The organism is Psychromicrobium ferritrahens, from assembly GCF_043789415.1.
Lineage (GTDB): Bacteria > Actinomycetota > Actinomycetes > Actinomycetales > Micrococcaceae > Renibacterium.
The window spans coordinates 117,065-141,586 of record NZ_JBDLLW010000004.1 but is presented as its reverse complement, the minus strand read 5'-3'; the positions used below and the strand labels follow the sequence as shown (position 1 = coordinate 141,586).

Below are 24,522 nucleotides of genomic sequence, written 5' to 3'. Positions count from 1 at the left end.
ACGAAACGCTGCGCCGCTACCGAGCTGAAGGCTGGTAACGGCGCAGCGTTTATTTAAAGCTGTTTCAAGCTCGGCGCTGCGCCCTGGCGCTGGCGTAGAGGCAGACCGTGGCAGCCGTGCCGAGGTTGAGGCTTTCAGCGGCACCATAGACCGGAACAGCCACCCGGTGGTCTGCCAATTCGAGTTCATCGGTGGAAAGTCCCTGGGCTTCGTTGCCGAAAAGCCAAAGTGTCGGGCTTTCCAGCGGATAAGCGGCCTCGGGTGTCTCCTGATCGAAGCTGCGGGCTGCGGATTCGTCCTGCAACTGATCGAGATTGAGCGCACCGTAACCGTCTGCGGCCAATACGCCCAGCCCGGCAGCTTTGCAGGCCGAAACCACAGCTGCTGCTTCTGCTCCCAGCACCACGGGCAGATGGAAAAGCGAGCCCACGGTACTACGTACGGTCTTGGGGTTATAGACATCCACACTGGACTGGCTGAAGATCACCGCGTCCGCCCCCGCCGCATCGGCGGCCCGCAACAGAGTACCGGCGTTGCCCGGGTCCTGCACCCTGCACAGCAAGGCAATCAATCGGGGCTTCGCCGTCAGCACCTCGGAAAGCGGCACATCGATGAAACGGCAGATCGCGATGATGCCCTGCGGATTCACCGTGTCGGCCATCGTGGAAAGCACCAGCTCGCTGGCGATCCGAATCCGCACACCGTCCCCAGCGGCTTCGAGTAGCTCTTCGAATTCAGGAAAACGATCCAGGCATTCCCGGCTCGCGTAGACCTCATCCACGATGGCGGTGCCACCGGCCAGCAGGCAGTCACGGTGCGCCCGCAGCGCCTCTCGAACGGCCTGTGGCCCTTCCACCAGGAACTGCCGACGCCGAATACGCGAAGAGCGCCCACTCAGCTTGGCCACATCCTTCACCCGATCAGCTCGGGGATTGGTCATGGCGTCCGCTGAGGGGCGCTCGTATTCGCTCATACTATGGTTGGCTCAGCGTTAGCTGGCAACCGGAGCGGAAGTATCTGCGGGCAAAGCAGCCTTGGCCAGCTTGACCAGCCCCGCGAAAGCGGCAGCGTCATTGACGGCGAGCTCGGCGAGCATCCGGCGATCAACCTCGATCTCAGCAGCCTTCAGGCCCTGGATCAGACGGTTGTAAGTCAGGCCGTTGGCACGGGATGCCGCGTTGATACGCTGGATCCAGAGCCGACGGAAGTCGCCCTTGCGCTTACGGCGATCGCCGTAGCTGTAAACAAACGAGTGCAGCAGCTGCTCTTTAGCCTTGCGGTAAAGGCGTGAGCGCTGTCCACGGTAACCTTTGGCGCGTTCGAGGATAACCCGACGCTTCTTATGGGCGTTGACTGCCCGCTTCACACGTGCCACGTGCGTCTCCATTCATGTCATACTCCCGGTCCGCTGCATAGTTGGCAGCGCCTCGGGATGGTTTTCACCGCCTGGGCGGCCGATTAGTTGGTGTTAGATGCCCAGCATCTTCTTGATGTTCTTGGCATCAGCCGGGGCAACGATCTTGTCCGCTGCCAGACGACGAGTCAACGTGGTCGGCTTGTGCTCCAGGTAGTGGCGGCGGTTCGCCTGCTGGCGCTTGAGCTTTCCGCTACCGGTCAGCTTGAAGCGCTTCTTGGCGCCGCTGTGGGTCTTCATCTTCGGCATGGGAACCGATCTCCTTCATTGTGCTCTCGCTACGCTATGCCACCGTTCAATGGATCGGGGCGAAGCTCTGGGTATTGACTATTCAGTTGAATCTTTGGTGCTCCGGCTGGCTGCCGGCTTGGCTGCACTGCGCGGGGCCGCCGGCTTAGCAGCGGCCGCTGGCTTAGCAGCAACTGGTTTTGCAGCTACCGGCTTGGCCGCAACGGGCTTAGCCACCGGCTTAGCAGCGGCCGGTTTGGCTGCCGCAGGCTTAGCGGCCGAACTCACAGCCTTAGCTGCGGGCTTGGCAGCGGCTGGCTTGGCGGCAGCAGGCTTAACAGCAGGCTCCTCCACCACCTCAGCAGCTTCCTTCTCTTCCACCTCGGCTTCAACCACCGGGGCTTCCAAGACCTCAATGATCTCTTCTTCCACGGCTGTCTCAGCTTCTGGCTCGGCCTTCGGCTTGAGTGCCTCCGGCAGCAAATCTCCAAGGCTCTGCGTCATCGGGCCGGAGCCTTCGACGTCGATCTTGACTTTGGCCTCATTGGCCGCTTTCGCTTCAGCACGCTGAGCGGCACGACGGGCCTCGGCTTTCGCCTCGGCCTTGTTCTTCAAAGGACCGATCACCATCACCATATTGCGGCCGTCGATCCGTGGAGTGGACTCCACCACACCGACCTCAGCGACGTCATCAGCGAAGCGCTGCAAGAGACGGATGCCCATCTCAGGACGCTGCTGCTCACGACCACGGAACTGGATCATGGCTTTGACCTTGTCACCCGCACCAAGGAAGCGCAGGGCGTGACCGGTCTTGGTCTCATAATCGTGCTTGTCAATCTTGAGCCGGAAGCGAATTTCCTTCAGAACCGTATTCGTCTGATTCTTCCGGGCTTCGCGTGCCTTGACGGCAGCTTCGTATTTGTACTTACCAAAATCCATAAGTTTAGCGACCGGCGGCTTAGCCATCGGTGCAACCTCAACAAGATCCAGATCTGACTCAGCGGCTAGGCGCAGGGCATCCTCTATACGGACAATGCCGACCTGTTCGCCAGCTGGTCCAACCAACCGCACCTCCGGGACGCGGATTCGATCATTGATTCGTGGCTCGCTAATGTGTGACTCCTGTATGTCTTTTGCGTGATGTTCAGACACCGGGCATAAGAGAAGGCCTCCGATTGCCGGTGCAATCGAAGGCCTCAAAGATACGGCTCACCCAGTCAGAACCGGGCGACCGACCTATACCCGGCAACTCCGGCTTGCCGTTGGAGCAAGGCATTCGGGTCGACAGGTGGGAGAGAACTCCGCTTGCTAGCTGGCGGTCGTTCATTCCAGTCAATCTGCTTTCAGATGGACACGGGAAAATAGCGACTTCCAGCCGGTCTATGACAAGCTTAGCAGTATGAGCAGCCCTGAGGATAATCTGACCCCCGACAGACAAGCCGCGGTGATCCGCGATATCGCTGAGGTACCTGCGATCGAAGTGATCAATACCGCTGCGGTGCACTTGATGAGTGCGGCCGCGGTCAAAGTCGGTCTGGCCGAAGGACCGGAGGCGGAATCTCTCAAGGATCTCGATGAGGCGCGTAAGCTGATCACCTCTCTCGCCGGTTTCGTCACCGCCGCTGCCCCCGAAATCGGCAGCCAGCACGCCGGACCCTTGCGCGATGGACTGCGCTCCCTGCAACTCGCCTTCCGTGAGGCATCAGCTTTTCCTGATGCCCCGGGCCAGGGCCCAGGCGAGAAATTCACCGGCCCGGTCAACTAACTCAGCAGCCACCACTCAACGCCAAATCAAAACCCCTCCAACCTGGTCCAGCCGTCCCACCCAGTGTTACTGGAGGGTCAGCTACGACACCAAAAACAGAACTTCCAGAACATCTGCACCACTCAGTGGGATAGCTGGTTAAGGAGTGAGGGATCGGAATGGCCCGAACCGCGGCTAGTCCAGGCCGAGATGCCTGCCCCAGTGCAGCATCACGGCGTCGAAATAACTCCGGTTATCCGTTACCGAACCGACGAAATGCCCGAACAACTCGAAGCTCAGTAAGCCGAAGAGCTGATTCCAGCCCGCCACGCCGGCCGCGATCTGATCGCCGTCGACCTCTTCGCCGACGACCTCGGAGAGCTTGAGCGCAAGTTGAGATCGCTCCGCCGCCCAGTCCGCGGCCTCGGAAAATTGTGGAGCGGGCCGATTCAGCTCAATGGTCGACATCAACAATCTGGCCACCCTGGTCGCTGGGTCAATCGTTTCCCTGGGGGCGACATAACCGGGTATCGGAGTACCGTAGATTAGCGCGAATCGCTGCGGATTCTCCAGCGCCCAGTCCCGGCAGCCGTGACAGACCGCCAAATACCGTCGCAGCGAGGAATCACCGCCTTTAGCCTGCAAAGCCGCCTCGGCAGCATCAGCCAGATCGTTATACGCCCTGATGATCAGTGTGGTCAGCAGGGCATCTGCGCTCGGAAAATAGCGATAGATGGCCGAAGAAACCATTCCCAGCTCGCGAGCGATAGCGCGCAGCGAGAGCTCAGAAGCCCCTCGTTGCCGCAATTGCAGCTCAGCGATCGAGATGATCTCCGAGAGCACCTGTTCACGGGCCCGGGCACGCACCCCTCGCATCCCCTGAACCACTTGATCCGCTGAATCCTGCATAGAACTATGGTGCCATTAGAGAGCGATGATTACAAACGTGAGCACTGCTCTTGTTTTATGTTGAAACATCCGCTAATCTCATTTCGAGAGCACTGCTCTCTCAAACTGAAAATCTTTGGAGGAATCGTGGCACAGCAATTCATTCTCGGCGCAGGTCTGATCGGCGCGGAACTGGCAAGACAACTCAGCGCTGCGGGAGATCAGGTCCTCATCGGCAGCCGCCGGGGCACCCCAGTGGCCGGGGCAACCGCCGTCGTGGTCAACGGCTCGGATGCTCATGCCTTGACCGAGGCCGTTCGAGGCTCTGAGACGCTCTTCATCTGCACCAATCCGCCGTATCACACCTGGGCCGAGGAATGGCCGCCGATCGGCCGAGCAGCCATCGCAGCTGCCAAGGCCACTGGGGCAAAGATCGTCTTAATGGGCAATCTCTATGCCTACGGCGTCCCCGATGGCGCAATGACCGCCCAAACCCCCTTCAATCCCCACGACAGCAAGGGGCAGATTCGCGCCGAGCTGTGGCAGAGCCTGCTGTCTGCGCAGGAAAAGGGTGATATCCGCGCTGCAGAGGTACGCGCCAGCGATTATTTCGGCCCGGGGTCATCGGTCAATGCGCATCTGGGAGATCGTTTTTTCGGACCGCTGCTGGAGGGAAAGACCACTCAGGTGGTGGGTGACCCCTCACTCAAGCACAGCTGGGCCTATTTACCGGACATCGCCGAGACCTTGATCGCTGTCGCGCGGGAAGAAGATGCCTTGAGCAGAGCCTGGGTCACCCCGCATTCCAGCCATGACAGCAGGCTGCGGATCGCTGATCAGGTTGCGGAACTCAGCGGGGTACAGGGCAAGGTCATCGGCATTCCCGGCTGGGTATTGCGTGGCATGGGCCTGTTCAATCCCCGGATGCGTGAAGTAGCCGCTAGCAGTTACCAGTTCACTCATGAATTCATCGCGGATTCCACCGAGACCGAAGAGCGCTTCGGCCTCCGGGCCACCCCCTTTGAGCAGGCTTTACACACTACCCTGGACTCGATCAAGGCTCTCTAGCCAGAGCTAGCCGAGCTGGCTGCTTGCGGCAGTCGAAGGACGACGGCGTAGCCACTGGGCGGCCAGTCCCAGCAGGGCGAGGAGGGCAGAGATGACGCCCACTGAGCCAAAGCCTCCCCACGGACCAACCCAGTCGATCGCTGCACCCGCGAGCGGTGCACCCATCGCACTGCCCAGCGTGATCGCGGAGCCGTACCACCCCATCGCCTCGCCACGACGTTCCTCGGGAACCAGGTTGGCTATCCACTCCGAACTCGCCGAGAGTACCGGCGCGCACAGCAAACCCGGTAGCACGCTCAGCAGGGCCAGTGCCCAGGTATCGGTGGCGAAGCCCATCGGTATGGTCAGCGCGGCCATCAAGGCGAGCAACCAGAGCGGATTGATCTTCCGGTGCAGGGCGCCGTAGATCAAACCACCCACAATCGAAGCAGCGCACCAGAAGACGAAGACGATGCCGATGGTCGGCTGCTGATCGTGCTCTCGCAGCACCGCGACGATTCCGATATCTGTTCCGGTGAGCGTCATGCCCACTCCCACCGAGGCGGCGAGCACCGCGAGCACCGCTACGTTGAGCCAGTTCAGTTGCCCTTTGAAGGGACTCAGGATTCTGCTCAACGGGCTGGTTGCCGCCGAAGAAGTACTACTGGCGGCTTCCGCCGGGGAGAGCTCTTCGAAAGAATCAACGGCGTCTGCGACATCAGCCTGATAGCTGCCGGGCTGGCCGCTCCGAGTGGGCGGGTTGAACCAGAAAAGCAGCACCCCTGCCAGAGAGGCTGCAACGCCGATAACGATCAGGGCCGGCACCGTATTGATAGTCGCCAAGGCGACACCGGCTGCCGGGCCGATCATGAAGGTCAGCTCAGCACCGATTGAGTCCAGGGCATAGGCGGTTCTGCGTTGTTCAGCGGGCACCATGACGCCCAGAGCCTGCCGCACCACGCTGAAGATCGGCACCGCCAGTGCCCCGCCGACCAGCGCGGCGACCAAGAGTAACTGATAGGTCAGGAAAGGAGCGATCGACCAGATCACCACTTCGCTCACAATGGAGGGCAGCACCGCCCTGCGCAGGCCTTTGGTGTCCACGAGCCGACCGCGCCAAGGGCCGCCGAAAGCTATGCCCACGGTGACCGCTGCCCCCACCATACCGGCGGAGGCATAGTCGAGACCCAGATTGTTCACCACATGCAAGGTGAGCACCACAGCTGAGGCGGAGTGCGGAATACGGGCCAGCATGGCCACCAGAAGCAACTGACGCAGCGCAGGAACCCGAAGCAGTTGCCCGTACTGTCGAAAATTCACTGCGCGCCCTCCTCGCTTTCAATACCCTGAATGCTGATTTCTAATGAGTCGACCAGTTCTGCAAACAGTGAATCCTCGGCCAAGCGGCGTTGTAAACCCGCCACCAGTTCGTTCAGCTCACCTTGTTGCAGACCGGCCCCCAGCAGCAGCACCAATCTGAGCTCCGGGCCGATCCCGCCACCAGCGACAGCGACGGGAGCCGCAGCGATCCCTGCGGTGCGAGCCCTGATCCCCGAGCCGGGAAGCACATCCAGCCCGCGCAGCAGAGGTATGGCGGCCGACGTCGTCGCTTCCTTTCGGCTCGCTGCCGGTGACTGAGCCACCAGTTCATCGCCGGTCTGCTCTACGATCTCGCGCACCCTGGCATGGAGAGCACCATCCAGATAACTGGGCAGCCACGGCTTTTGCTGGGCCAAGGCCCAGACCGCTGGACGCCGCACCACAAAAGTGAATTCGGCACCGGGATCGAGCACCAGCAATTGGGCCTCTTCGGCCACCGCGGAGAGCGCGGCCCGGGGCGCGTACACCGCAACCGGTCTGGCCTGCGGATGCCAGGCCTGCAGCCGCTGAATATCACTGAAAACCGGCAGTGCGCGGCGACCATCCGGAGCCTGCACGCTCACCAGGGCCATCTCGGATTCCTTGTCACTGTGCAAACCGTGCGGCCCGGCTTCGCTCTGCGCGACTTCGGCGACGATCGGTACGAAAACCCTCGCCTGGCTCAGGCTCTGCACCACGGCTGCTTCATCCGTCATCCCGGAGATCAGGGCTTTCAGCGCCGACTCCAGAGCAGGATCAGCAGCACCTTCGTCGGCATCGAACTGATGGTATTGACCGTGCAGTTCACGGCCTGCCCAGGGCTGACCCGCGGTATCGCTCTCACCACCGGCTCCTTGCAGTGCCGCGGCAATATGCGCCGGCAAGTCCCTCGGCTGCGATCCGGTCACGAGAACTGAGGGCGTCCGGCAACGTCGAGGGCCTGCGGCAGAGTAAACGCGCCAGCATAGAGCGCTTTGCCCACAATGGCACCCTCCAGGCCGAGCGGCACCAGGCTGCGGAGCTCTTCGAGATCCCGCAGGCTGGAGATCCCGCCCGAGGCGACCACCGGTTTCCCGGTTTTTTCCAGCACTTCGCGAAGCAGTTCGAGGTTGGGCCCGCGCAAAGTGCCGTCCTTGGTGACGTCGGTCACCACGTACCGGGGGCAGCCTGCATCTTCCAAGCGAGCCAGTACTTCCCAGAGGTCCCCGCCTTCCCGAGTCCAGCCGCGGGCGGCCAAAGTGGTGCCCCGAACATCCAGGCCGACCGCGATCTTGTCGCCGAAACGGCTGATGGCACGTGCCGTCCACTCCGGGTCCTCCAGCGCGGCGGTTCCCAGATTGACCCGCTCCGCCCCCAACTCCAAGGCGCCTTCGAGCGAAGCATCGTCCCGGATTCCGCCGGAGAGCTCCACTTTGACCCGGAGCGCGGAAATCACTTCACGCAGCAGCGGCAGGTTTGATCCGCGGCCGAAAGCAGCGTCCAAATCGACCAGATGAACCCATTCAGCCCCATCGTTCTGCCAGGCCAGAGCCGCCTCAAGAGGGGCACCGTAGGCTGTCTCGCTGCCCGCTTCGCCCTGGACCAGGCGCACCGCCTGGCCATCGGCGACGTCCACCGCGGGAAGCAGTTCAAGAATGTTCATCAGTCGTTCCTTTTGTCGTGGACTGGTTTAAGAGAGCGTGAAGAGGTAAGCACCGAGCAGAGCCAGCACGGCTAAAACGCCGAAGGAAATCGGAATCCAGCGAGGAGTCTTCTGCTGCCAAAAGGCAATCACCCCGCCGATCAGCAAGCCGCCGAGGCCCATCAACAGAATTGACACCATCTAGCGCACCTCAGTTTTGATGTTCGATTGGCCGGTTTTCCTCGGCCCGGTTTTCTTCGGCAGGGCGCCGACCCAGTTGCTGAGCAGTCTGGCGCCGGCGTCACCCGATTTCTCGGGATGGAATTGAGTTGCGCTCAACGGTCCGTTCTCGACCGCGGCGATGAAGCGGCTGCCATGCTCACTCCAGGTGACCAGCGGTGCTCGCATCTTGGGCTGAGTGACATCGAAATCCCAGGCCTGCACGGCGTAGGAGTGCACGAAGTAGAAGCGTTCACCGGCCACCCCGTCGAAGAGCACGCTTTCGGCCGGTGCTTCAACAGTGTTCCAGCCCATATGCGGAAGCACCTCGGCAGGAAGTTGCTCAACGGTTCCAGGCCACTCCCCCATGCCCTGGGTACGTTTGCCGTGCTCAACACCGGCGTCGAAGAGGATCTGCAGGCCCACGCAGATCGCCAGCACGGGCCGACCTCCGGCCACCCGGCGACCGATCATCCGCAGCGCATCGACCTGCCGGAGTTCGTTCATCACGGTCTCGTAAGCGCCGACGCCGGGAACCACCAGACCGTCGGCTTCCAGGACATCGGCGGCCTTGGCACTCAAGGTGACCTCAGCTCCTGCCCGCTCTAAAGCACGCACCGCGGAACGCACATTCCCGGAGCCGTAATCCAGGACGGTAACAGTAGGTTTCACAACGATCCTTTAGTGGACGGCACGCCTTCCACCCTGGGATCGCTCTCCACAGCGGAACGCAGGGCACGGGCGAAAGCTTTGAACTGCGCTTCGACGATATGGTGCGGATCTCGGCCCGCGAGCACCCGCATGTGCAGACAGATCTGAGCGTGCAGAGTGATCGCTTCGAAAACGTGCCTGGTCAATGAACCGGTGAAGTGTCCGCCGATCAGGTGATACTCCTGCCCCGCAGGCTCTCCGCCGTGCACCAGATAGGGACGCCCGGAAACATCGACCACGGCGTGGGCCAGAGCTTCATCGAGGGGCACTGTGGCCTCACCGAAGCGCCGGATTCCGGCTTTGTTCCCCAGGGCGGTGCGCAACACTTCACCGAGCGTGATGGCGACATCCTCTACCGTGTGGTGCACGTCGATCTGGGTGTCCCCGCTGGCTTTGACGGTCAGGTCGATCAGCGAATGCTTCGACAGCGCGGTGAGCATATGGTCATAGAAGGGCACGGTGGTATCGATCTGGGAGACCCCGGTACCATCGAGATTTAGTTCGACCAGTACGGACGACTCAGAGGTTTTCCGCTCCAGTCGTGCGGTGCGCCCGGTAAGGGGGGTGCTGCTCATCAAAATCCTTCGATCTGGTTCCGGTGAAACGATGCTGTTCCCAGTTTAGGGAGTTTTTCCAGTCTAGAGAGTCCGGCCCGGCTGGTGTGAGTTCAGAACTGTTCATGACCGAGCAACCTGGCTAGGTTCTCTAAGAAGGCCGTGGTTTCAGCTTCGGTACCAGCGGTCACTCGCAGGCTTCCCGGAATGCCGACATCTCGGATCAGCACTCCGGCGTCCAACAATCCCTGCCAAATCACGGTGGGCTCGGCAAGCCCACCGAAGAAGACGAAATTGGCGTCCGAAGGGGCCGGTTGCAAGCCGAGTTGCCGCAGCCCCTCGACAATGCGATCTCGCTGCACTTTGATATCTTCGACATTCGCTTGCAAGGAGACGGAATGCTCCAAAGCGGCGACAGCGGTCGCCTGGGTCAGCGCCGAAAGATGATAGGGCAAGCGAACCAGGCGAAGGGCATCGGTCACCTCAGGTGCCGCAGCGAGATAACCCAATCTGGCTCCGGCTAGCGCGAAGGCCTTGCTCATGGTGCGAGAGACGATGAGACGGTCCCGACCCGGCAATAACGTCAGAGCACTGGGAGTCCCCGGATGCGCGAATTCAGCATAGGCCTCATCAACAATCACTATGCTCTGCGCTGCTTCGCTGGCGTCATAGACAGCCCGCACCACCTCAAGATCCAAAGCAGTACCCGTAGGGTTGTTCGGTGAGCAGAGGATCACCAGTTGAGGGGCGGCTTCCGTCACCTGTTGAGCAGCCGAATCGGCGCTGAGCGAAAAATCAGCGGACCGACGCCCGCTAAGGTACTCAGTATTCGTACCGCTCGCGAGCAGCGGGTACATCGAGTACGTCGGGGGAAAGCTCAGCAGGGCCCTGCCTGGCCCGCCAAAAGCTTGCAGAATCTGTTGCAAAACTTCATTCGAGCCATTGGCAGCCCAGATATTCTCCGCGTTCAACCCATGACCTAGATAACTGGCCAGGGCTTCACGCAAAGCGGTGAATTCGCGATCCGGGTAACGGTTGAGGCCACTCAACGCCTCTTCGACCGCGCTGATAATCGCCTGACGGGCATCTGCGGGCACGCCGTGGGTATTTTCGTTGACGTTCAGCAGAACCGGAGCGTCTAACTGAGGAGCACCGTAAGGCTCTAGGCCCCGCAGGTTATCCCGCAAGGGGAGCTTATTGAGCCGCTTGAGGCGTTCGGCGTGGCTGGATTCAAGAACTTCAGTTCCAAGGGCTGAAGAGGCGGGGCTTACCAACCGGAAGGGTTCTGATCCTGGTTCTTGATTCACCCTACCGAGTTTAAGCCCTTGAGTTCCGGGAGGGGTGCTCGAGTCATTGGATGACGCAGCAGGGTCTTCGAAAAAGCGCTCGATCAACGCTTTCCATGGTCACCAGCGAGATGGATGATCCAATGAGTGTTCAAGAACAAGACGCTTCAGCACAGTATTTCTAGCGCCTTATTTCTAGCGAGTGGGAACGAAGATCTGCTGGCCGGGCAGTAAGACCGAACTGTCCAGATTATTCAATTCCACGATCTCAGCGACGACTTCACGGGGGTCCCGGTCGGCAGCATTCGCGGCAGCAATCGACCAGATGGAGTCCCCGGCCTGCACGGTCACCTGAGCGGTGCCGGTACCGACGCTCCCCACCCCGGCGTGTGCCGAGGTGGTAGCAAAACCCAGCAGCACGAGAGCTGCCACGGCCAAGAGCATGAGCGGCAAGCCGAACAGCAGGAAACGACCACGGCGAGTGAGCTTGAGCCGTGAAGGATTAGCCTCCTGAGCAGTGGCCCTGCCGGAGTTGAAGGTGATTGCTGACATTGCACTGCTAGCTACGATTCCGCTGGACATTGCCTTGCCTTTCCTCTCGTTGTTTCGAAGACTTTCTATTTTCTCCGCGACATGGAGTTCTAATAGAACATGTTTTCGAATCTGCTGCTTTATTTTTAGCACGAATGATCGATACTTGCAAAGACTCGCTAGAACATATGTTTGAAATCCGCTCCGGATTCGCCTAGCCTTGAGCCAGATTCAAGAGTTACTTCACATCCGGTGCCGTTCATGGAAACAGTCCATCATCGAGCACCGACAGTATTGCCGGGACCTTATCTGGCAAGCGGATGGCAGGGCTGAAAGGACGATTTACCATGGCAGAGCAGAAGCCGCAGACAGCGGAGCAGCCAGAGAACGGGGTCGTACGACGAAGCGGCTTGAAGGGCCTGTCCATGCGGCAGAAGAAGATCCTGGAGTGCATTCAGCGCTCCATTACGAGCAATGGTTACCCGCCGTCAATGCGCGAGATCGGCGATGTAGTCGGTCTGGCCAGTCTCTCCAGCGTGACCCACCAGCTCTCCCAGCTGGAAAAACAGGGCTACCTACGGCGTGATCCCAAACGACCGCGGGCGATGGAAGTGCTGATCCCGCTCACCCTGGGCGAAGGCGATCCAGATATTGAAGGCGTCTCGGATGCCGCCAAACTCCGCAGCGCCAGCGGTCTCAATGTCGCTCAGCTCGCCAGCGCGCAGGACACCGCAATGGTCCCCCTGGTCGGGCGGATCGCCGCCGGTGGACCGATCCTGGCCGACCAAGTGGTGGAAGACGTGATGCCACTGCCTCGCCAGCTGGTGGGGCACGGCGAATTGTTCATGCTGAAAGTCGCCGGTGATTCAATGATCGATGCCGCGATCTGCGATGGCGACTGGGTCGTGGTGCGGCGTCAGAACGACGCCGTCAACGGAGACATCGTGGCCGCCCTGCTCGACGACGAAGCAACCGTGAAGACCTTCCGGCAGCGTGATGGTCACACCTGGCTGCTGCCACAGAACACCCAGTACGAGCCGATCCTGGGCGATCATGCCACTGTGATGGGCAAAGTGGTCACCGTGCTGCGCGCGCTTTAGCTCCAGTCTTCACTTCGGTTCGCAACGAAAATTCCCAGGAGGGAAAAATCCTCTGCACTGGACCCCACTGAATCCAGGTTTCAATAGGTCAAACTAATCCCTGCCCACCGAACCTTCGGTTCAGTGGGCTGCAATAGTCACTTGGCAGAGCTAACTTCTGAAAGCCTCTGCAACGCACCCAAGGCGATATTCCGATCCGTAGTGGCCCAGAACGGTGGCAATGCCGCCCGCAAGAAACCACCGTATCTCGCGGTCGCCAAACGGGAATCCAGTACCGCGACCACTCCCCTGTCCTGCGAAGAACGGATCAGCCGACCGGCCCCTTGCGCCAATCTGATCGCAGCGTGAGTAGCGGAAACACTCATGAATCCATTGCCCCCGGCCTGCGCCACCGCCCTGGTGCGCGCCGTCATCAGCGGATCATCGGGGCGTGGAAAGGGAATCCGATCGATGGTCACCAGACGGCATGAGGCTCCCTGCACATCGACTCCTTGCCACAGCGACATAGTGCCGAAAAGACACGTGTCGGGCTCGGCCTCGAATTGTTTGATCAGCGCAGCCATCGACGATTCCCCCTGGCACAGAATGCTGACCCCCACTCGCGAGCGTAGTTCATCGGCCGCATCTTCAGCCGCCCGGCGCGAGGAGAAGAGGCACAGCGCACCGCCCCCGGAAGCTTTAATGAGCTCCTCGAGTTCTTTCAGCTGTTCCGGAGAATTGCCCCGGCCGGGTTTCTCCAAATGAGCCGCCACATAGAGCATGCCCTGCTTGGTGTAGTCGAAGGGGCTGCCCACGTCAGCACCGCTCCAGCTCGGTGCACCGGCTCCCAGCAGGCCCAGCCCAGCCGCCGTCGGCTCGAAAGCCGAGCCGATCGCGAGCGTCGCAGAAGTCAGGATTGCGGTGTGCTCGGCGAAGAGCCCATCCCGCAGTTTCATCGCCACGCTCAAGGGTGCGATGTTCAAGGTTCCGGGAACCGTGGGATCCGCTGCAGCATAACCCTTCTTCGGGTCGAACACTCCCTGCCGGGAGAGCCAGACCACTTCGCCGGAATCCGCCGCGGTGAGCAGCCGTTCGGAGAGCTCCAGGATGATCGAGAGCCGCGAGCGCGCCATCTGACGACCGCCATCAGCCACCTGAGAGGAATCCCCCTTGGAGTCCGAGAGTGCGGTACGCGCAGCTTCACGCACCATCGATACCGCTTCGAGCTGCTGTGGACTGAGCCCTTCCGGCAGCCAGCCTTCCGTGACGTTCTCCAGGACGGCGTCCAAGGCGGTCGCGGCGGCATTGAGATCATCGACACTGATTGCGGTGTGCTTCCGTGCCGCACTGGCGGCTATATTGACCATCGCTGCCGAAAGCTGACCGGTCACCGCACCGGTCACCCGGTCAACCAGCTCGTGCGCTTCGTCGACCACCACCACATCGTAGTCGGGCAGCACCGCGAGTCCCTCAAAGGCAGTGATCGCCAGCATCGCGTGGTTGGTGACCACGACGTCGGCCTGGTTGCCGCGCGCCCGCGCCAGCTCGCTGAAGCACTCCCCGGCCATCGGGCACTTCTGAGTGCCCAGGCACTCCACCGAGGTGACCGAGACCTGTCGCCAAGCACGGTCGGTGACACCGGGAGTGAGTTCGTCCCGATCTCCGGTTTCAGTGTCCTCAGCCCACTCTCGGAGCCGCACCACTTCACGGCCCAGGGCGGTGGTTGGACCGCTGCCCGGCAGGTGCACGACCGCCGTGTCTTCACCCAAAGCGAACAGCTGGCCGTCCTCCGGTTCATCGGTGGGGAATCCGCCGGAGACCTTGTGCTTGCAGAGGTAGTTGCTCCGGCCTTTGACCAGCGCGACGTCGATCTTCCTGCCCACTTCAGGCTCGATGGCAGCCAGCAGCCGCGGCAGATCCCGGCCGACGATCTGAGCCTGCAAGGCCAGGGTTGCGGTGGCCACCAGGGAAGGACGATCGCTTTCCAGCGCGTGCACAATGAGTGGAATCAGATAGGCGAGAGATTTACCAGTGCCGGTACCCGCCTGGACCAGCAGGTGGTCGCCCGATTCGATCGAGCGAACCACCTGCCGGACCATCTCATGCTGCCCGGGACGCTGCTGACCGCCCATTGCGGCCACTGCGGCGTCCAGTAACTTGAGCGCTAGAGCTTCCTTCGTGGCGGTGGATTCCGCCTCAACGGCTTCAGCCATTCGGCCTGGAGCCCTGGTTCTTGAAAGGCGCCAGTTCAGCGGCCAGGCCTTCGCGGACCTTGACCTTGAGCCAGGTGCCGTCCTGGCCGTGCTGCTGTTCCAGGATGTCGGCGTCGGACTGGTGCAATTTATTCACCAGATCTCCCCGGTCATAAGGAATCAGAAGCTCCAGCTCAACGCTGGGACGTGGAATCGAGTTGCTGATCTGTTGCAGCAGCTCGTCCATCCCTTCGCCGGTTCGTGCGGAGACCACTACCGAACGCGGCTCGCGCAGACGCAGCCGTTCAACCACCTCGGGATCAGCGGCGTCAGCTTTGTTGAGCACGATGATCTCGGGTACTTTCCGAGCGTCGACCTCTGAGAAAACTTCCCGGACGGCGGTGATCTGGCCTTCCGGGTCCGGATGCGAGACGTCCACCACGTGCAGAATCAGATCGGCGTCCGCGACCTCTTCCAAAGTGGAGCGGAAGGCTTCCACCAGCTGGGTGGGCAAAGATCTGACAAAGCCGACAGTGTCCGCAAGGGTGAAGCCGATGCCATCCGGGGTGCTGGCTTTACGCACCGTAGGGTCGAGGGTGGCAAACAACGCGTTCTCCACCAACACCCCGGCGTGGGTGAGCCGGTTCAGGATCGAAGATTTCCCAGCGTTGGTGTATCCGGCGATCGCCACCGAAGGGATCTCGGTACGACGGCGGTTAGCCCGTTTGGTCTCTCGAGCGGGCTTCATCGCCGCGATCTCGCGACGCAGCTTGGCCATCCGGGTGCGGATTCGGCGCCGATCCAGTTCGATCTTCGTCTCACCGGGGCCGCGCGAACCCATTCCAGCGCCCGCGCCGCCCACCTGTCCACCGGCCTGCCGGGACATCGATTCGCCCCAGCCGCGCAGCCTGGGCAGCAGGTATTCCAGCTGAGCCAGTTCAACCTGGGCCTTGCCTTCTCTGGACTTCGCATGCTGCGCGAAGATATCGAGGATCAGTGCGGTGCGATCAATGACCTTGACCTTGACGATGTCTTCCAGTCCGCGGCGCTGAGAAGGCGCCAATTCTGCGTCCACCACCACGGTGTCCGCTCCGGTGGCTGCCACCACGTCCTTCAATTCGAGAGCCTTGCCCGAACCGAGGAAAGTCCCAGGATCGGGTTTGGTTCGGCGTTGTACCAAACCGTCGAGCACCTCTGAACCGGCGGTCTCGGCCAGCGCGGCGAGTTCCCTCAAGGAGTTCTCGGCATCGGCTAAGGTCCCTTCGCTCCACAACCCGGCGAGCACCACGCGCTCCAGTCGGAGCTGCCGGTATTCGACTTCGGTGACGTCGTCGAGTTCAGTGGAGAGCCCTGCGACTCTTCGCAGTGCACGACGGTCCTGCAAGTCCTCCTGGTCGCCGTCATAGTCACCGTGTTCGCGGGAAAGCGAACTGAGGGCTTGAGCACGACCGTTGAGCACGTCGTGCTCAGCGGAGGCTGCCGCGACGTCTTTGGCCAGGATCCGATCGATCACTGCCTGAATCTCGGCCGGGGACATATCGGTGCCGCCCTGAGAGTCAGAAGTGGGCTGCTGATCGGCGTTGTGCTGCGTGGTCATATTCTCCTTTGTGGGACTGAGGTTTCTATCGTAGTCCGGGGTGCTGACAACCCCGTGGTGCGTGCTGGTGTTTCCCGCTGTGACGGGTTGAGTGTGTTCGGTCATCTGGACCTCCAAAGATCACGACGGCGGCGATCGACGCGGCCGGGTTCTTGCTCTAAGCGATTTTCATCGGGCAACTGGGCGTGCAGAGCTACCGCGATTGCCCTGAGTCGAAGGGGAAATTTATCGCGCAGTAGATAACGATGAGTATGAAATGAAAAAGACATGATTTCCTCAGAAAGTGAAAACGAGCACGCTACAGCGTCTGGGCTCGGAAAAAGGGTTCGACTGCGGCAATTGCGGCAGGAATAGCCTCTAGAGGAAAATCTTCACCGGTCTATTCTAGCAGGTCAATGCCTCAAAAATCGGGCAACCTCTAGTCCAGCAGGGATAGATACATCACATGCAATCCGACGTAATCGCCGTCGAGCTGTTTGAAAGCACCCGGCACCGTGCCGATGATCTGGAAGCCGAGCGAGCTCCAGAGCTTCACTGCCACGGTATTGCTCTCCACGACGGCGTTGAATTGAATCCCCCGATAACCAGCGGCACGCGCCCAGTCGATGAGGTGCTCACCCAAGGCTCTGCCTACGCCTCGTCCACTATGCCTGCTATCGACCATGAAACTGCCGGTCGCTATATGGTTGCCCCGCCCCGGGCGGTTAACGCCCATCGCCGCAGTGCCCAGAACTAATCCGTCCTGCACAGCCACAACCGTGCGGCCCTGCCCCATCCAGAGCTCACGAGCTTGTTCTGAGTTGAGATCTTCCGGGTAGGCATAACTGGTTCCGGCGGCAACGATCTCGCGGAAAAAGGGATAGATCTGCTTCCAGTCCTGCAAGCTAGCTTCACGGATAATCACCGTTTCAGTCTAGGCGCAGCTATTCTTATCGATGATGTCATCTCACTACTTCAGTGCCGAACCCACGGCCGAACACCAGCCCCGCGAGCTGCGCGTCACACTCGCCGGTGAGGACCGCTTGCTCACCACCGACTCAGGGATCTTCAGCCCCGACGGTATCGATAAGGGCACCGCCATTCTGCTCGCCGAAGCTCCCGCGCCTGCGGCCCGGGGCAATCTGCTCGACGTCGGCTGCGGCTGGGGTCCGATTGCGCTCAGCCTGGCCCTGCTCTCTCCGGAAGCTTCGGTCTACGCGGTAGACGTGAACGAACGCGCGCTGGGGCTGACCCGCAAGAACGCCGAGGCTCTGAGCCTGAGCAATCTGCATGCGGAGCTTCCCGATCGGATCGATTCGGCGCTGAGGTTCCAGACCATCTGGTCCAATCCGCCGATCCGGGTCGGTAAAGAGGTACTGCACCGGATCCTCGAGCAGTGGCTCCCGCGGTTAGCTCCGGGTGGCAAGGCCTACCTGGTGGTACAGAAGAACCTCGGTTCGGATTCCCTGCAGCGCTGGCTACAAGAGCGCTTTAAAGCGAATGACTTCGCGGTGCGTCGTTACGCCACCGCGAAGTCATTCCGGATCCTTGAAATCACCAGCCCTGAAAGCTGAGCGCGAACTCAGGGATGAGGTTTGTTCACCGGACGGTTCGCCACCACCGGGTAGGACCCGGTGAAGCCCTCCCGCTCCGCAGCCAATTCCTTGATCCGCTGTCGGAAAGCGAACCACCCGATGATCAGCAAGGGGATGATGATCACCAGCGAGCCCACGGTATAGGTTCCCACCGGCCAGTCGAGTGCCATCAGCACCAGCACGCCGAAGAGGAACAACAGAGTCAAATACCCGGTGTAAGGCGCACCGAAGAGCCGGAAAGAAGGCCTGATCAGCAGACCCTTCTTGGCCCAGGCCGCCAAGCGCATCTGACACAGCACGATCATTCCCCAGGTGGAGATGATCCCGATCGAGGCGACGTTCAGCACGATCTCGAAAGCGTCTGAGGGCACGAAGGCATTGAGCACCACACCGAGCAGACCGACCACGGCGGTCAGCGCGATGCCGCCGTAGGGCACCCCGGCTTTGTTCATCCGGGCGGCGAACTTCGGCGCCGAACCGGCCATCGACATGGAACGCAAGATCCGCCCGGTGGAGTACAGCCCGGCGTTGAGTGAAGACAGCGCCGCGGTGAGCACCACGAGGTTCATAATCGCATCGACACCCTGCACGCCGATATGACCGAAGAAGGTGACGAAGGGGCTCTCCCCCGCCTTATAAGCGTTATAGGGCAACAGCAGGGAGAGCAGAATGAGCGAGCCAACGTAGAAGATCGCGATCCGGAAGATCACCGTATTGATCGCCTTGGGAATGACCTTAGCGGGGTTCTCCGTCTCCCCCGCCGCGGTGCCGATCAGCTCAATGGAAGCGTAAGCGAAGAGCACGCCCTGCATCACCACGATGGCCGGCAGGATGCCGTTCGGGAAGACCCCGCCGTTATCCGTGATCAAGCTGAAACCGACCTCTTGCCCGGGAACCGGGGTACCGAAGATGACGAAGTAGACACCGACGATCAAGAAGGCCACCAGCGCCACCACCTTAATCAAGGCGAACCAGAATTCCATCTCGCCGAAGACCTTGACCGAGACCAGGTTGAGGGCGAGCACGATCACCAGAGCCGCGAGGGCGTAAACCCACTGCGGCACATCGGCGATCGGCTGCCAGTACTTACCGAAGAAGCCCATGTAGAGCGCGATGGCGGTGGAATCCACGATGGAGGTCATCGCCCAGTTCAGCCAGTAGAGCCAGCCGCTGACGAAAGCTGCTTTCTCACCGAAGAATTCGCGAGCATAGGAGACGAAAGAACCCGAGGAAGGGCGATGCAGCACGAGCTCGCCAAGTGCCCGCAGAATGATGAAGGCGAAGAAACCGCAGACCGCATAGCAGAGCACCAAAGCGGGGCCGGCGCTCGCCAACCGTCCGCCGGCGCCCATAAACAAGCCGGTGCCGATGGCTCCGCCGATCGCGATCATCTGGATCTGCCGGTTCTTCAGCCCTTTATGGTAGCCGGCGTCCTCGATGTGAAGTTCCGACTCCGAGGGGTGGCCCGGAAGATGGGCCACGTTGCCGATTGGTTCCGCGCCGTCTGCAACCTCTGTCGAGGCGCCCTTTTCTTCTGACATTCCGTGATTTCCTTCCGACACCAATGGTCAAAAGCACAGATTACCCCACGAAACCGTGAGCTAGCTCATAGCCGCATCTAGATGAAGCTGCCCTTGGCGACCATGACAGCGGGGCCGGAGAGCCTGATATGCTCCGCACCGTCATCAGCAATGAAGAAGCTGACCTGCACGGTGCCGCCGGGCACCTTGACCCGCCAGTCATCGGGAGCGCCAGGGCCGGCCCAGAACCGGCTGGCCAGCGCTGCGGCGCAGGCTCCAGTGCCACAGGACTGGGTTTCACCCGAACCACGCTCATAGACTCTCATGCTGATGGTCGCCACGCCGTCGCTCACCAAGGGATCCTCGGGCAGCGCGAACTCCACATTAGAACCCTCTTCCGGAACCGGTACGACGCCGGGTGCCCGGCTCAGATCGAGTTCGTCGAGTTCCGTCCGGTGCGCCAGCGCGACCACGGTGTGCGGGTTGCCGGTATTGATTGACAGGGCCGGTCTGGCCACTTCAAGGAAGTGCACGGTGACCAGTGAGTCTACGCCGCGTTCCTCGACGAGCTCAGGATAACTGAAATTCCAGACCCCCATGTCCACCGCGAAGCCGGTCGCGGTGCGCTCCACCAGTTTCACCCCGGCCCGGGTGCCGATGGGCAGAACCTCGCCTTGTTGAAGGGTGAGCAGCCCCTCTTCGAGCAGGAATCGGACGAAGACCCGCACCCCGTTGCCACACATCTGGGCGATCGAACCGTCTGAATTGCGGTAGTCCATGAACCATTCCGCGTCCGGGGCGGCACTGAGTAGCTCTCGGCCTTCCGGCAATTGACTCGATTTCACCGCTCTGATCAGCCCATCGGCACCGATGCCCAGATGCCGGTCGCAGATAGCCGCGGTCGCACGGGCGGAGAACTCGTGCCGCCCATCCGGGTCGGCTATCAGCACGAAGTCGTTGCCGGTGCCGTGCCCCTTGGAAAAGACCACTCCGGATAACTGTTGAAGTTCTATGTTGACGGCGTCCGGCTGACTCATTCTTCAAGCCTACGACATCGCGCTGATGGCCCGCCTGATCGACTGCTCGGCATGCAGGGGCAGCTCGGCATCCGCCCAATCGAACCAGCTGACCCGAGGATCCGCCCGGAACCAGGTGAGCTGGCGGCGGGCGAACTGCCGAGTCGCTACGATAGTCTCCTCCGCGGCCCGTGCATTGGTGTATTCGGGCTCGTCGAGAGCTCTGAGGAACTGCTGGTAACCCAGCGCCCGGGAAGCGGTTTTGCCTTCCCTGAGCCCCCGGGCAGCCAGTTCTTTGACTTCTTGTTCCAGCCCCTCATCGAGCATCCGATGGACCCGCCGTGCCAATCGCTCGTGCAATTGCGCACGGTCTCCGTTCAGCCCGATTTGCACACTGGGCTGAACGTATTCCCTTTGGGGCATGAAGGAGGAGAAGGGGCGCCCAGTGAGTTCGAAGACCTCCAAGGCTCGTACCAGTCGCTTATCGTCACCTATTCGAGCGGCCGAAATGGGATCCACCCGTAGCAAACGCTCCTTGAGCACACCCGCCCCTTGAACAGCGAGTTCTTCTTCGAGTCGTTTGCGGATCTGCGGATCCGTGCTCGGAAAATCCAGAACGTCCAGTGCCGCCCTGAGGTAGAGCCCGGAACCCCCGACCAGAATCGGGTGCAGGCCGCGGTCTTGGATCTGTGCGATGAGGCTGCGTGCCTGGGCCTGGAAATCGGCGGCACTGGCTTCCTCAGTGATCTCCAGGGTGTCCAGCAGGTGATGGGGAATACCCCGGCGCTCCGCAAGGCTGAGCTTGGCGGTACCGATGTCCATCCCGCGATAAAACTGCATGGAATCGGCGTTGATGATCTCACCGCCGAGCGATTCCGCCAACTGCAAACCCAGTTCGGATTTCCCCGAACCGGTGGGGCCGACCACTGCGATGAGCAGCGGTGAGGCTTCGGCAGAGCCGGTGCTCAGCTGCCGGCCCATGCTCATTGAGCAGATAGCGCTGATCTGATCGGAAGCGTCGGCATGCCGAGGGAGACCGTGCTGCTTGCGGTGCCGACGGCGCCCGGACCACTGGGCACAGCACAGGATTCGGCTTGCGACCTGTCCCAGGCATCACCGGCGCGTGAGCGGCGGAGCCGGTAGACGCTTCCCGGGCCTGGGTCGGCGACCAGGTGGAAGCCAGCTGCTTCGGTGATCGTCACGGTGACCAGGTCCCCGGGGCGCGGCGTCTCGGCGCCTTCCGGAACGGTGAAGTGCACGAGCCGGGAATCCTTCGAACGCCCGGAAAGCCGGTGGGTTTCCGCCGCCTTCTTACCACTCTCGGCAGTGACCAGGACCTCTACTTCGCGGCCCAGTTGCTTGGCATTCTCTTCCGCGGAGATCCTGTCCTGCAAAGCGGTCAATCGTTCGAACCGCTCCTGAACCACGGCCTTGGGCAGCTGATCCGGCAGCTCCGCCGCCGGAGTGCCCGGACGCTTGGAATACTGGAAGGTGAAGGCCGTGGCAAAGCGAGACCGCTCCACGACGTCGAGGGTGGCCTGGAAGTCCTCTTCGGTCTCACCCGGGAAACCCACAATGATATCGGTGGAAATCGCGGCCTCCGGAATGCGCTCCCGGACCTTATCCAGGATGCCCAGGAACTTGCTGGAGCGATAGGAACGGCGCATCTCCTTGAGTACCTTATCGGAGCCCGATTGCAGCGGCATATGCAACTGTGGCATCACATTGGGGGTCTCGGCCATCGCCTCGATGACATCATCGGTGAAGGCCGCCGGATGCGGGCTGGTGAATCTGACCCGCTCCAGGCCTTGAATCTCACCACAGGCACGCAACAGTTTGCTGAAGGCCTGCCGATCACCGAATTCCACCCCGTAGGAGTTCACGTTCTGCCCGAGCAGCGTAACCTCGATGGCACCGTCATCCACCAGAGCCTGGATCTCGGCGAGGATATCGCCGGGACGCCGGTCCTTTTCCTTACCGCGCAGCGACGGCACAATGCAGAAAGTGCAGGTGTTATTGCAGCCCACCGAGATGGAGACCCAGCCCGAGTAGACAGAATCACGTTTGGTCGGCAGGGTTGAGGGGAAGACTTCGAGAGATTCCAGGATCTCCCACTGCGCGTCCTGGTTGTGTCGGGCACGTTCCAGCAGAGTTGGCAGCGAGCCGACGTTATGAGTGCCGAAGACCACATCGACCCAGGGAGCCCGTTTCAGGATGGTGTCCCGGTCCTTCTGCGCCAGGCAACCGCCGACCGCGATCTGCATACCTGGGTTGGCTTCTTTGACGCTCGCGAGCATACCGAGGTTACCGTACAGCTTGTTATCCGCGTTCTCCCGCACGGCGCAGGTGTTGAACACCACGACGTCGGCCAGCTCGCCTTCAGCCTTGACCAGTCCGCTACTCTCCAGCAGGCCCGCCATCCGCTCGGAATCGTGGACGTTCATCTGACAGCCATAGGTACGCACCTGATAGGTGCGCTGTGCTGGGGCAGCCGACAGTTGAGTGATCGAGGGGGCTTGAAAAACGTCGTTACTCACCAGACAAGTTTAGCCGGGCTGGCCGCGCCTCGTTGCAGAGCAGTCTGGCTGCCACTGTTACTCGTTGATCGAGTGTGCAGATCCACACGTTTTCAGGGTTTCATAGCGTGTAGATCTACACACTCGCTGAGGGTTCGGAACGGCCTAGTACCAGCCAATCGCAACTTCATGAGCCCAGGCCCCGCAGGGTGATCCATAACGGCCCTTGATGTAATTCAGACCCCAGTTAATCTGGGTCCGGTAGTTCGTCAGCCAGTCACTTCCGGCGTCGTACATTTTCGACGGCGGCAAGGACTGCGCGATGCCGTAGGCTCCGCTACTGGGGTTGGTGGCATTCGTCAGCCAGCTGGATTCCTGGGTCCATAACTGGACCAGGCAGCCCATTTGGTCTTGCCCCCAACCGAAGACACCGAGATTGGCGGAGGCATAGGCCTGAGCACCAGCCGGGTCATTCACTCCACCGCCAGGAATATTGGGCAGCAGCACATCCGGTGGAATGTAGCCGCCTCCGCCTCCAGCGGGTGGCCGAGCCGCATTGGCAGCTGCCTGTTGAGCTGCTTGTTGCCGCTGAGCTTCTTCTTCAGCGGCTTTGCGCTTGGCCTCCTGCGCTGCCTCATAGGCGGCTTGAGCGGCGACCCCTTGCTGATACTTGTTCTCCAGATCAGCGGTCGTATTGTTCAGCGAGGCCAGTTGCTGCTTCAGGGTGTTGCTGTTCGCCTGATTCTTGGCGACCTCGGCCTCAGCGGCCTGCTGAGCCGAAACGGCCGCGTCCAGCTTCGTCTTAGCTTCGTCGGTGAGTGACTGCTGTTCCTGCTCAGCGGCTTGCTGCTGAGATTGCAGAGCGGAAGCGACCTTCTGTGCTTGATCTGCCCTGGCATACAAATGCGCGGCATTACTGGTCAAGGCGTTGATCAGATCGATCCGGCCCAGACCGCCGGGCGACTGCAACTCGCTCAGCGCACTGAGGAACCCCAGACTGGTCCCGCCGGTTTTATAGGAGATGGCAGCCAGCGCACCGGCTTCGGTTTTGAGCTTGCCCGACTGCTGCTGCGATTGCTGTAGCTGGCCGGTGAGCATCTCAGTTTTTGAGGTGGCTGCGTCCAGTGCTAGTTTGGTCCGGCCATAATCGGCTGAGGCCGAGACGGCCGCGTCGCCCAATACCGCAGCCTGATTCTGCAGATCTCCCAGCAGCTTGGTGATATTGCTGATCTGCCGGGCAGTGGCGGCGGCGTTCTGCTTGGAGTTCTGCACATCCTGCCAACTCGGATAGCCGCTGGGTGGTGCGTCATCGGCGTAGACCGGGGTACTCCCGATGGCAGAGATCAACAACACCCCGGAGAGCAAGACACTCCCGGGAACCACAAGCTTCAACCTCTGCTTGAACCTAAACATAGGTCTTCAGGAT

General features: G+C 61.1%; 25 protein-coding genes. 4 read left to right on the top strand and 21 right to left on the bottom strand.

Going from position 1 to position 24,522, the window contains the following annotated elements:
* Nucleotides 1–64: 64 nt before the first annotated feature.
* The 4 genes from ABDK06_RS14350 to infC all read right to left on the bottom strand — a co-directional run bounded on the left by ABDK06_RS14350 (nt 65) and on the right by infC (nt 2,713).
* Nucleotides 65–973, bottom strand: a complete 909-nt coding sequence (locus ABDK06_RS14350; RefSeq protein WP_394942224.1) for a TrmH family RNA methyltransferase — start codon at nt 971–973, stop codon at nt 65–67.
* An 18-nt stretch (nt 974–991) separates the two neighbouring features.
* A complete protein-coding gene (gene rplT, locus ABDK06_RS14345; protein ID WP_394942222.1) occupies nt 992–1,375 on the bottom strand; it encodes a 50S ribosomal protein L20 in 384 nt (127 codons plus the stop codon).
* Between the two features lie 93 nt (nt 1,376–1,468).
* Nucleotides 1,469–1,663: a 50S ribosomal protein L35 gene (gene rpmI, locus ABDK06_RS14340; RefSeq protein WP_394942220.1), complete on the bottom strand. Its 195-nt coding sequence runs from the start codon at nt 1,661–1,663 to the stop codon at nt 1,469–1,471.
* Between the two features lie 78 nt (nt 1,664–1,741).
* A complete protein-coding gene (gene infC / locus ABDK06_RS14335) occupies nt 1,742–2,713 on the bottom strand; it encodes a translation initiation factor IF-3 (RefSeq protein WP_394942218.1) in 972 nt (323 codons plus the stop codon).
* Nucleotides 2,714–3,041: 328 nt separating this feature from the next.
* Here infC and ABDK06_RS14330 point away from each other — a divergent pair, with 328 nt between their 5' ends.
* A complete protein-coding gene (locus ABDK06_RS14330) occupies nt 3,042–3,407 on the top strand; it encodes a DUF1844 domain-containing protein (RefSeq protein ID WP_394942216.1) in 366 nt (121 codons plus the stop codon).
* Nucleotides 3,408–3,581: 174 nt separating this feature from the next.
* On the opposite strand, the gene ABDK06_RS14325 is transcribed toward ABDK06_RS14330, so the two are convergent.
* Entirely contained in the window at nt 3,582–4,295 is a 714-nt protein-coding gene (locus ABDK06_RS14325) for a TetR/AcrR family transcriptional regulator (RefSeq protein ID WP_394942214.1), read from the bottom strand.
* A 126-nt stretch (nt 4,296–4,421) separates the two neighbouring features.
* Here ABDK06_RS14325 and ABDK06_RS14320 point away from each other — a divergent pair, with 126 nt between their 5' ends.
* Nucleotides 4,422–5,342 carry an NAD-dependent epimerase/dehydratase family protein gene (locus ABDK06_RS14320; protein ID WP_394942212.1) on the top strand — a complete coding sequence of 307 codons (921 nt, stop codon included), beginning with the start codon at nt 4,422–4,424 and terminating at the stop codon, nt 5,340–5,342.
* 6 nt (nt 5,343–5,348) lie between these two features.
* Here ABDK06_RS14320 and ABDK06_RS14315 read toward each other — a convergent pair whose 3' ends face one another.
* The 8 genes from ABDK06_RS14315 to ABDK06_RS14280 form a co-directional block, all read right to left on the bottom strand.
* A complete protein-coding gene (locus ABDK06_RS14315; protein ID WP_394942210.1) occupies nt 5,349–6,641 on the bottom strand; it encodes an MFS transporter in 1,293 nt (430 codons plus the stop codon).
* Nucleotides 6,638–7,588 (bottom strand): SseB family protein, encoded by a 951-nt coding sequence (locus tag ABDK06_RS14310; RefSeq protein ID WP_394942208.1) that lies wholly within the window; start codon nt 7,586–7,588, stop codon nt 6,638–6,640. Before ABDK06_RS14310 ends, ABDK06_RS14315 begins: the two co-directional genes overlap by 4 nt.
* Nucleotides 7,585–8,322 (bottom strand): bifunctional 1-(5-phosphoribosyl)-5-((5-phosphoribosylamino)methylideneamino)imidazole-4-carboxamide isomerase/phosphoribosylanthranilate isomerase PriA, encoded by a 738-nt coding sequence (priA, locus tag ABDK06_RS14305; RefSeq protein WP_394942206.1) that lies wholly within the window; start codon nt 8,320–8,322, stop codon nt 7,585–7,587. The genes ABDK06_RS14310 and priA overlap by 4 nt, the downstream gene beginning before the upstream one ends.
* Nucleotides 8,323–8,349: 27 nt before the next feature.
* Nucleotides 8,350–8,502, bottom strand: coding sequence for a hypothetical protein (locus ABDK06_RS14300; RefSeq protein WP_394942204.1), 153 nt, complete (start codon nt 8,500–8,502; stop codon nt 8,350–8,352).
* Nucleotides 8,503–9,192 carry an imidazole glycerol phosphate synthase subunit HisH gene (gene hisH, locus ABDK06_RS14295; RefSeq protein WP_394942202.1) on the bottom strand — a complete coding sequence of 230 codons (690 nt, stop codon included), beginning with the start codon at nt 9,190–9,192 and terminating at the stop codon, nt 8,503–8,505.
* Nucleotides 9,189–9,806 (bottom strand): imidazoleglycerol-phosphate dehydratase HisB, encoded by a 618-nt coding sequence (gene hisB / locus ABDK06_RS14290; protein WP_394942200.1) that lies wholly within the window; start codon nt 9,804–9,806, stop codon nt 9,189–9,191. Before hisB ends, hisH begins: the two co-directional genes overlap by 4 nt.
* Nucleotides 9,807–9,898: 92 nt before the next feature.
* A complete protein-coding gene (locus ABDK06_RS14285) occupies nt 9,899–11,059 on the bottom strand; it encodes a histidinol-phosphate transaminase (protein WP_394942328.1) in 1,161 nt (386 codons plus the stop codon).
* A gap of 207 nt (nt 11,060–11,266) precedes the next feature.
* Entirely contained in the window at nt 11,267–11,623 is a 357-nt protein-coding gene (locus tag ABDK06_RS14280) for a LysM peptidoglycan-binding domain-containing protein (RefSeq protein WP_394942198.1), read from the bottom strand.
* Nucleotides 11,624–12,027: 404 nt separating this feature from the next.
* Here ABDK06_RS14280 and lexA point away from each other — a divergent pair, with 404 nt between their 5' ends.
* The gene (lexA, locus tag ABDK06_RS14275; RefSeq protein ID WP_394942326.1) at nt 12,028–12,702 is read left to right on the top strand and encodes a transcriptional repressor LexA; all 675 of its coding nucleotides are present in this window, start codon (nt 12,028–12,030) and stop codon (nt 12,700–12,702) included.
* Nucleotides 12,703–12,839: 137 nt separating this feature from the next.
* Here the strand turns inward: lexA and ABDK06_RS14270 are convergent, their stop codons facing one another.
* The 3 genes from ABDK06_RS14270 to ABDK06_RS14260 all read right to left on the bottom strand — a co-directional run bounded on the left by ABDK06_RS14270 (nt 12,840) and on the right by ABDK06_RS14260 (nt 17,374).
* Entirely contained in the window at nt 12,840–14,894 is a 2,055-nt protein-coding gene (locus ABDK06_RS14270) for an ATP-dependent DNA helicase (protein ID WP_394942196.1), read from the bottom strand.
* Complete coding sequence (gene hflX / locus ABDK06_RS14265; protein ID WP_463401509.1) at nt 14,887–16,410, bottom strand: GTPase HflX; 1,524 nt, start codon at nt 16,408–16,410, stop codon at nt 14,887–14,889. The genes ABDK06_RS14270 and hflX overlap by 8 nt, the downstream gene beginning before the upstream one ends.
* A gap of 478 nt (nt 16,411–16,888) precedes the next feature.
* A complete protein-coding gene (locus tag ABDK06_RS14260; protein WP_394942194.1) occupies nt 16,889–17,374 on the bottom strand; it encodes a GNAT family N-acetyltransferase in 486 nt (161 codons plus the stop codon).
* Nucleotides 17,375–17,405: 31 nt separating this feature from the next.
* On the opposite strand from ABDK06_RS14260, the gene ABDK06_RS14255 reads away from it, so the two are divergent.
* Nucleotides 17,406–18,023: a class I SAM-dependent methyltransferase gene (locus ABDK06_RS14255; protein ID WP_394942192.1), complete on the top strand. Its 618-nt coding sequence runs from the start codon at nt 17,406–17,408 to the stop codon at nt 18,021–18,023.
* 8 nt (nt 18,024–18,031) lie between these two features.
* Here ABDK06_RS14255 and ABDK06_RS14250 read toward each other — a convergent pair whose 3' ends face one another.
* The 5 genes from ABDK06_RS14250 to ABDK06_RS14230 all read right to left on the bottom strand — a co-directional run bounded on the left by ABDK06_RS14250 (nt 18,032) and on the right by ABDK06_RS14230 (nt 24,479).
* The gene (locus ABDK06_RS14250; protein WP_394942190.1) at nt 18,032–19,585 is read right to left on the bottom strand and encodes an amino acid permease; all 1,554 of its coding nucleotides are present in this window, start codon (nt 19,583–19,585) and stop codon (nt 18,032–18,034) included.
* A 77-nt stretch (nt 19,586–19,662) separates the two neighbouring features.
* Nucleotides 19,663–20,601 (bottom strand): diaminopimelate epimerase, encoded by a 939-nt coding sequence (gene dapF, locus ABDK06_RS14245; RefSeq protein ID WP_394942188.1) that lies wholly within the window; start codon nt 20,599–20,601, stop codon nt 19,663–19,665.
* A gap of 9 nt (nt 20,602–20,610) precedes the next feature.
* A complete protein-coding gene (gene miaA / locus ABDK06_RS14240; RefSeq protein ID WP_394942186.1) occupies nt 20,611–21,567 on the bottom strand; it encodes a tRNA (adenosine(37)-N6)-dimethylallyltransferase MiaA in 957 nt (318 codons plus the stop codon).
* Nucleotides 21,564–23,117 carry a tRNA (N6-isopentenyl adenosine(37)-C2)-methylthiotransferase MiaB gene (gene miaB / locus ABDK06_RS14235; protein ID WP_394942184.1) on the bottom strand — a complete coding sequence of 518 codons (1,554 nt, stop codon included), beginning with the start codon at nt 23,115–23,117 and terminating at the stop codon, nt 21,564–21,566. Before miaB ends, miaA begins: the two co-directional genes overlap by 4 nt.
* Nucleotides 23,118–23,261: 144 nt before the next feature.
* Nucleotides 23,262–24,479, bottom strand: a complete 1,218-nt coding sequence (locus tag ABDK06_RS14230) for an aggregation-promoting factor C-terminal-like domain-containing protein (protein ID WP_394942182.1) — start codon at nt 24,477–24,479, stop codon at nt 23,262–23,264.
* Nucleotides 24,480–24,522 lie beyond the last annotated feature (43 nt).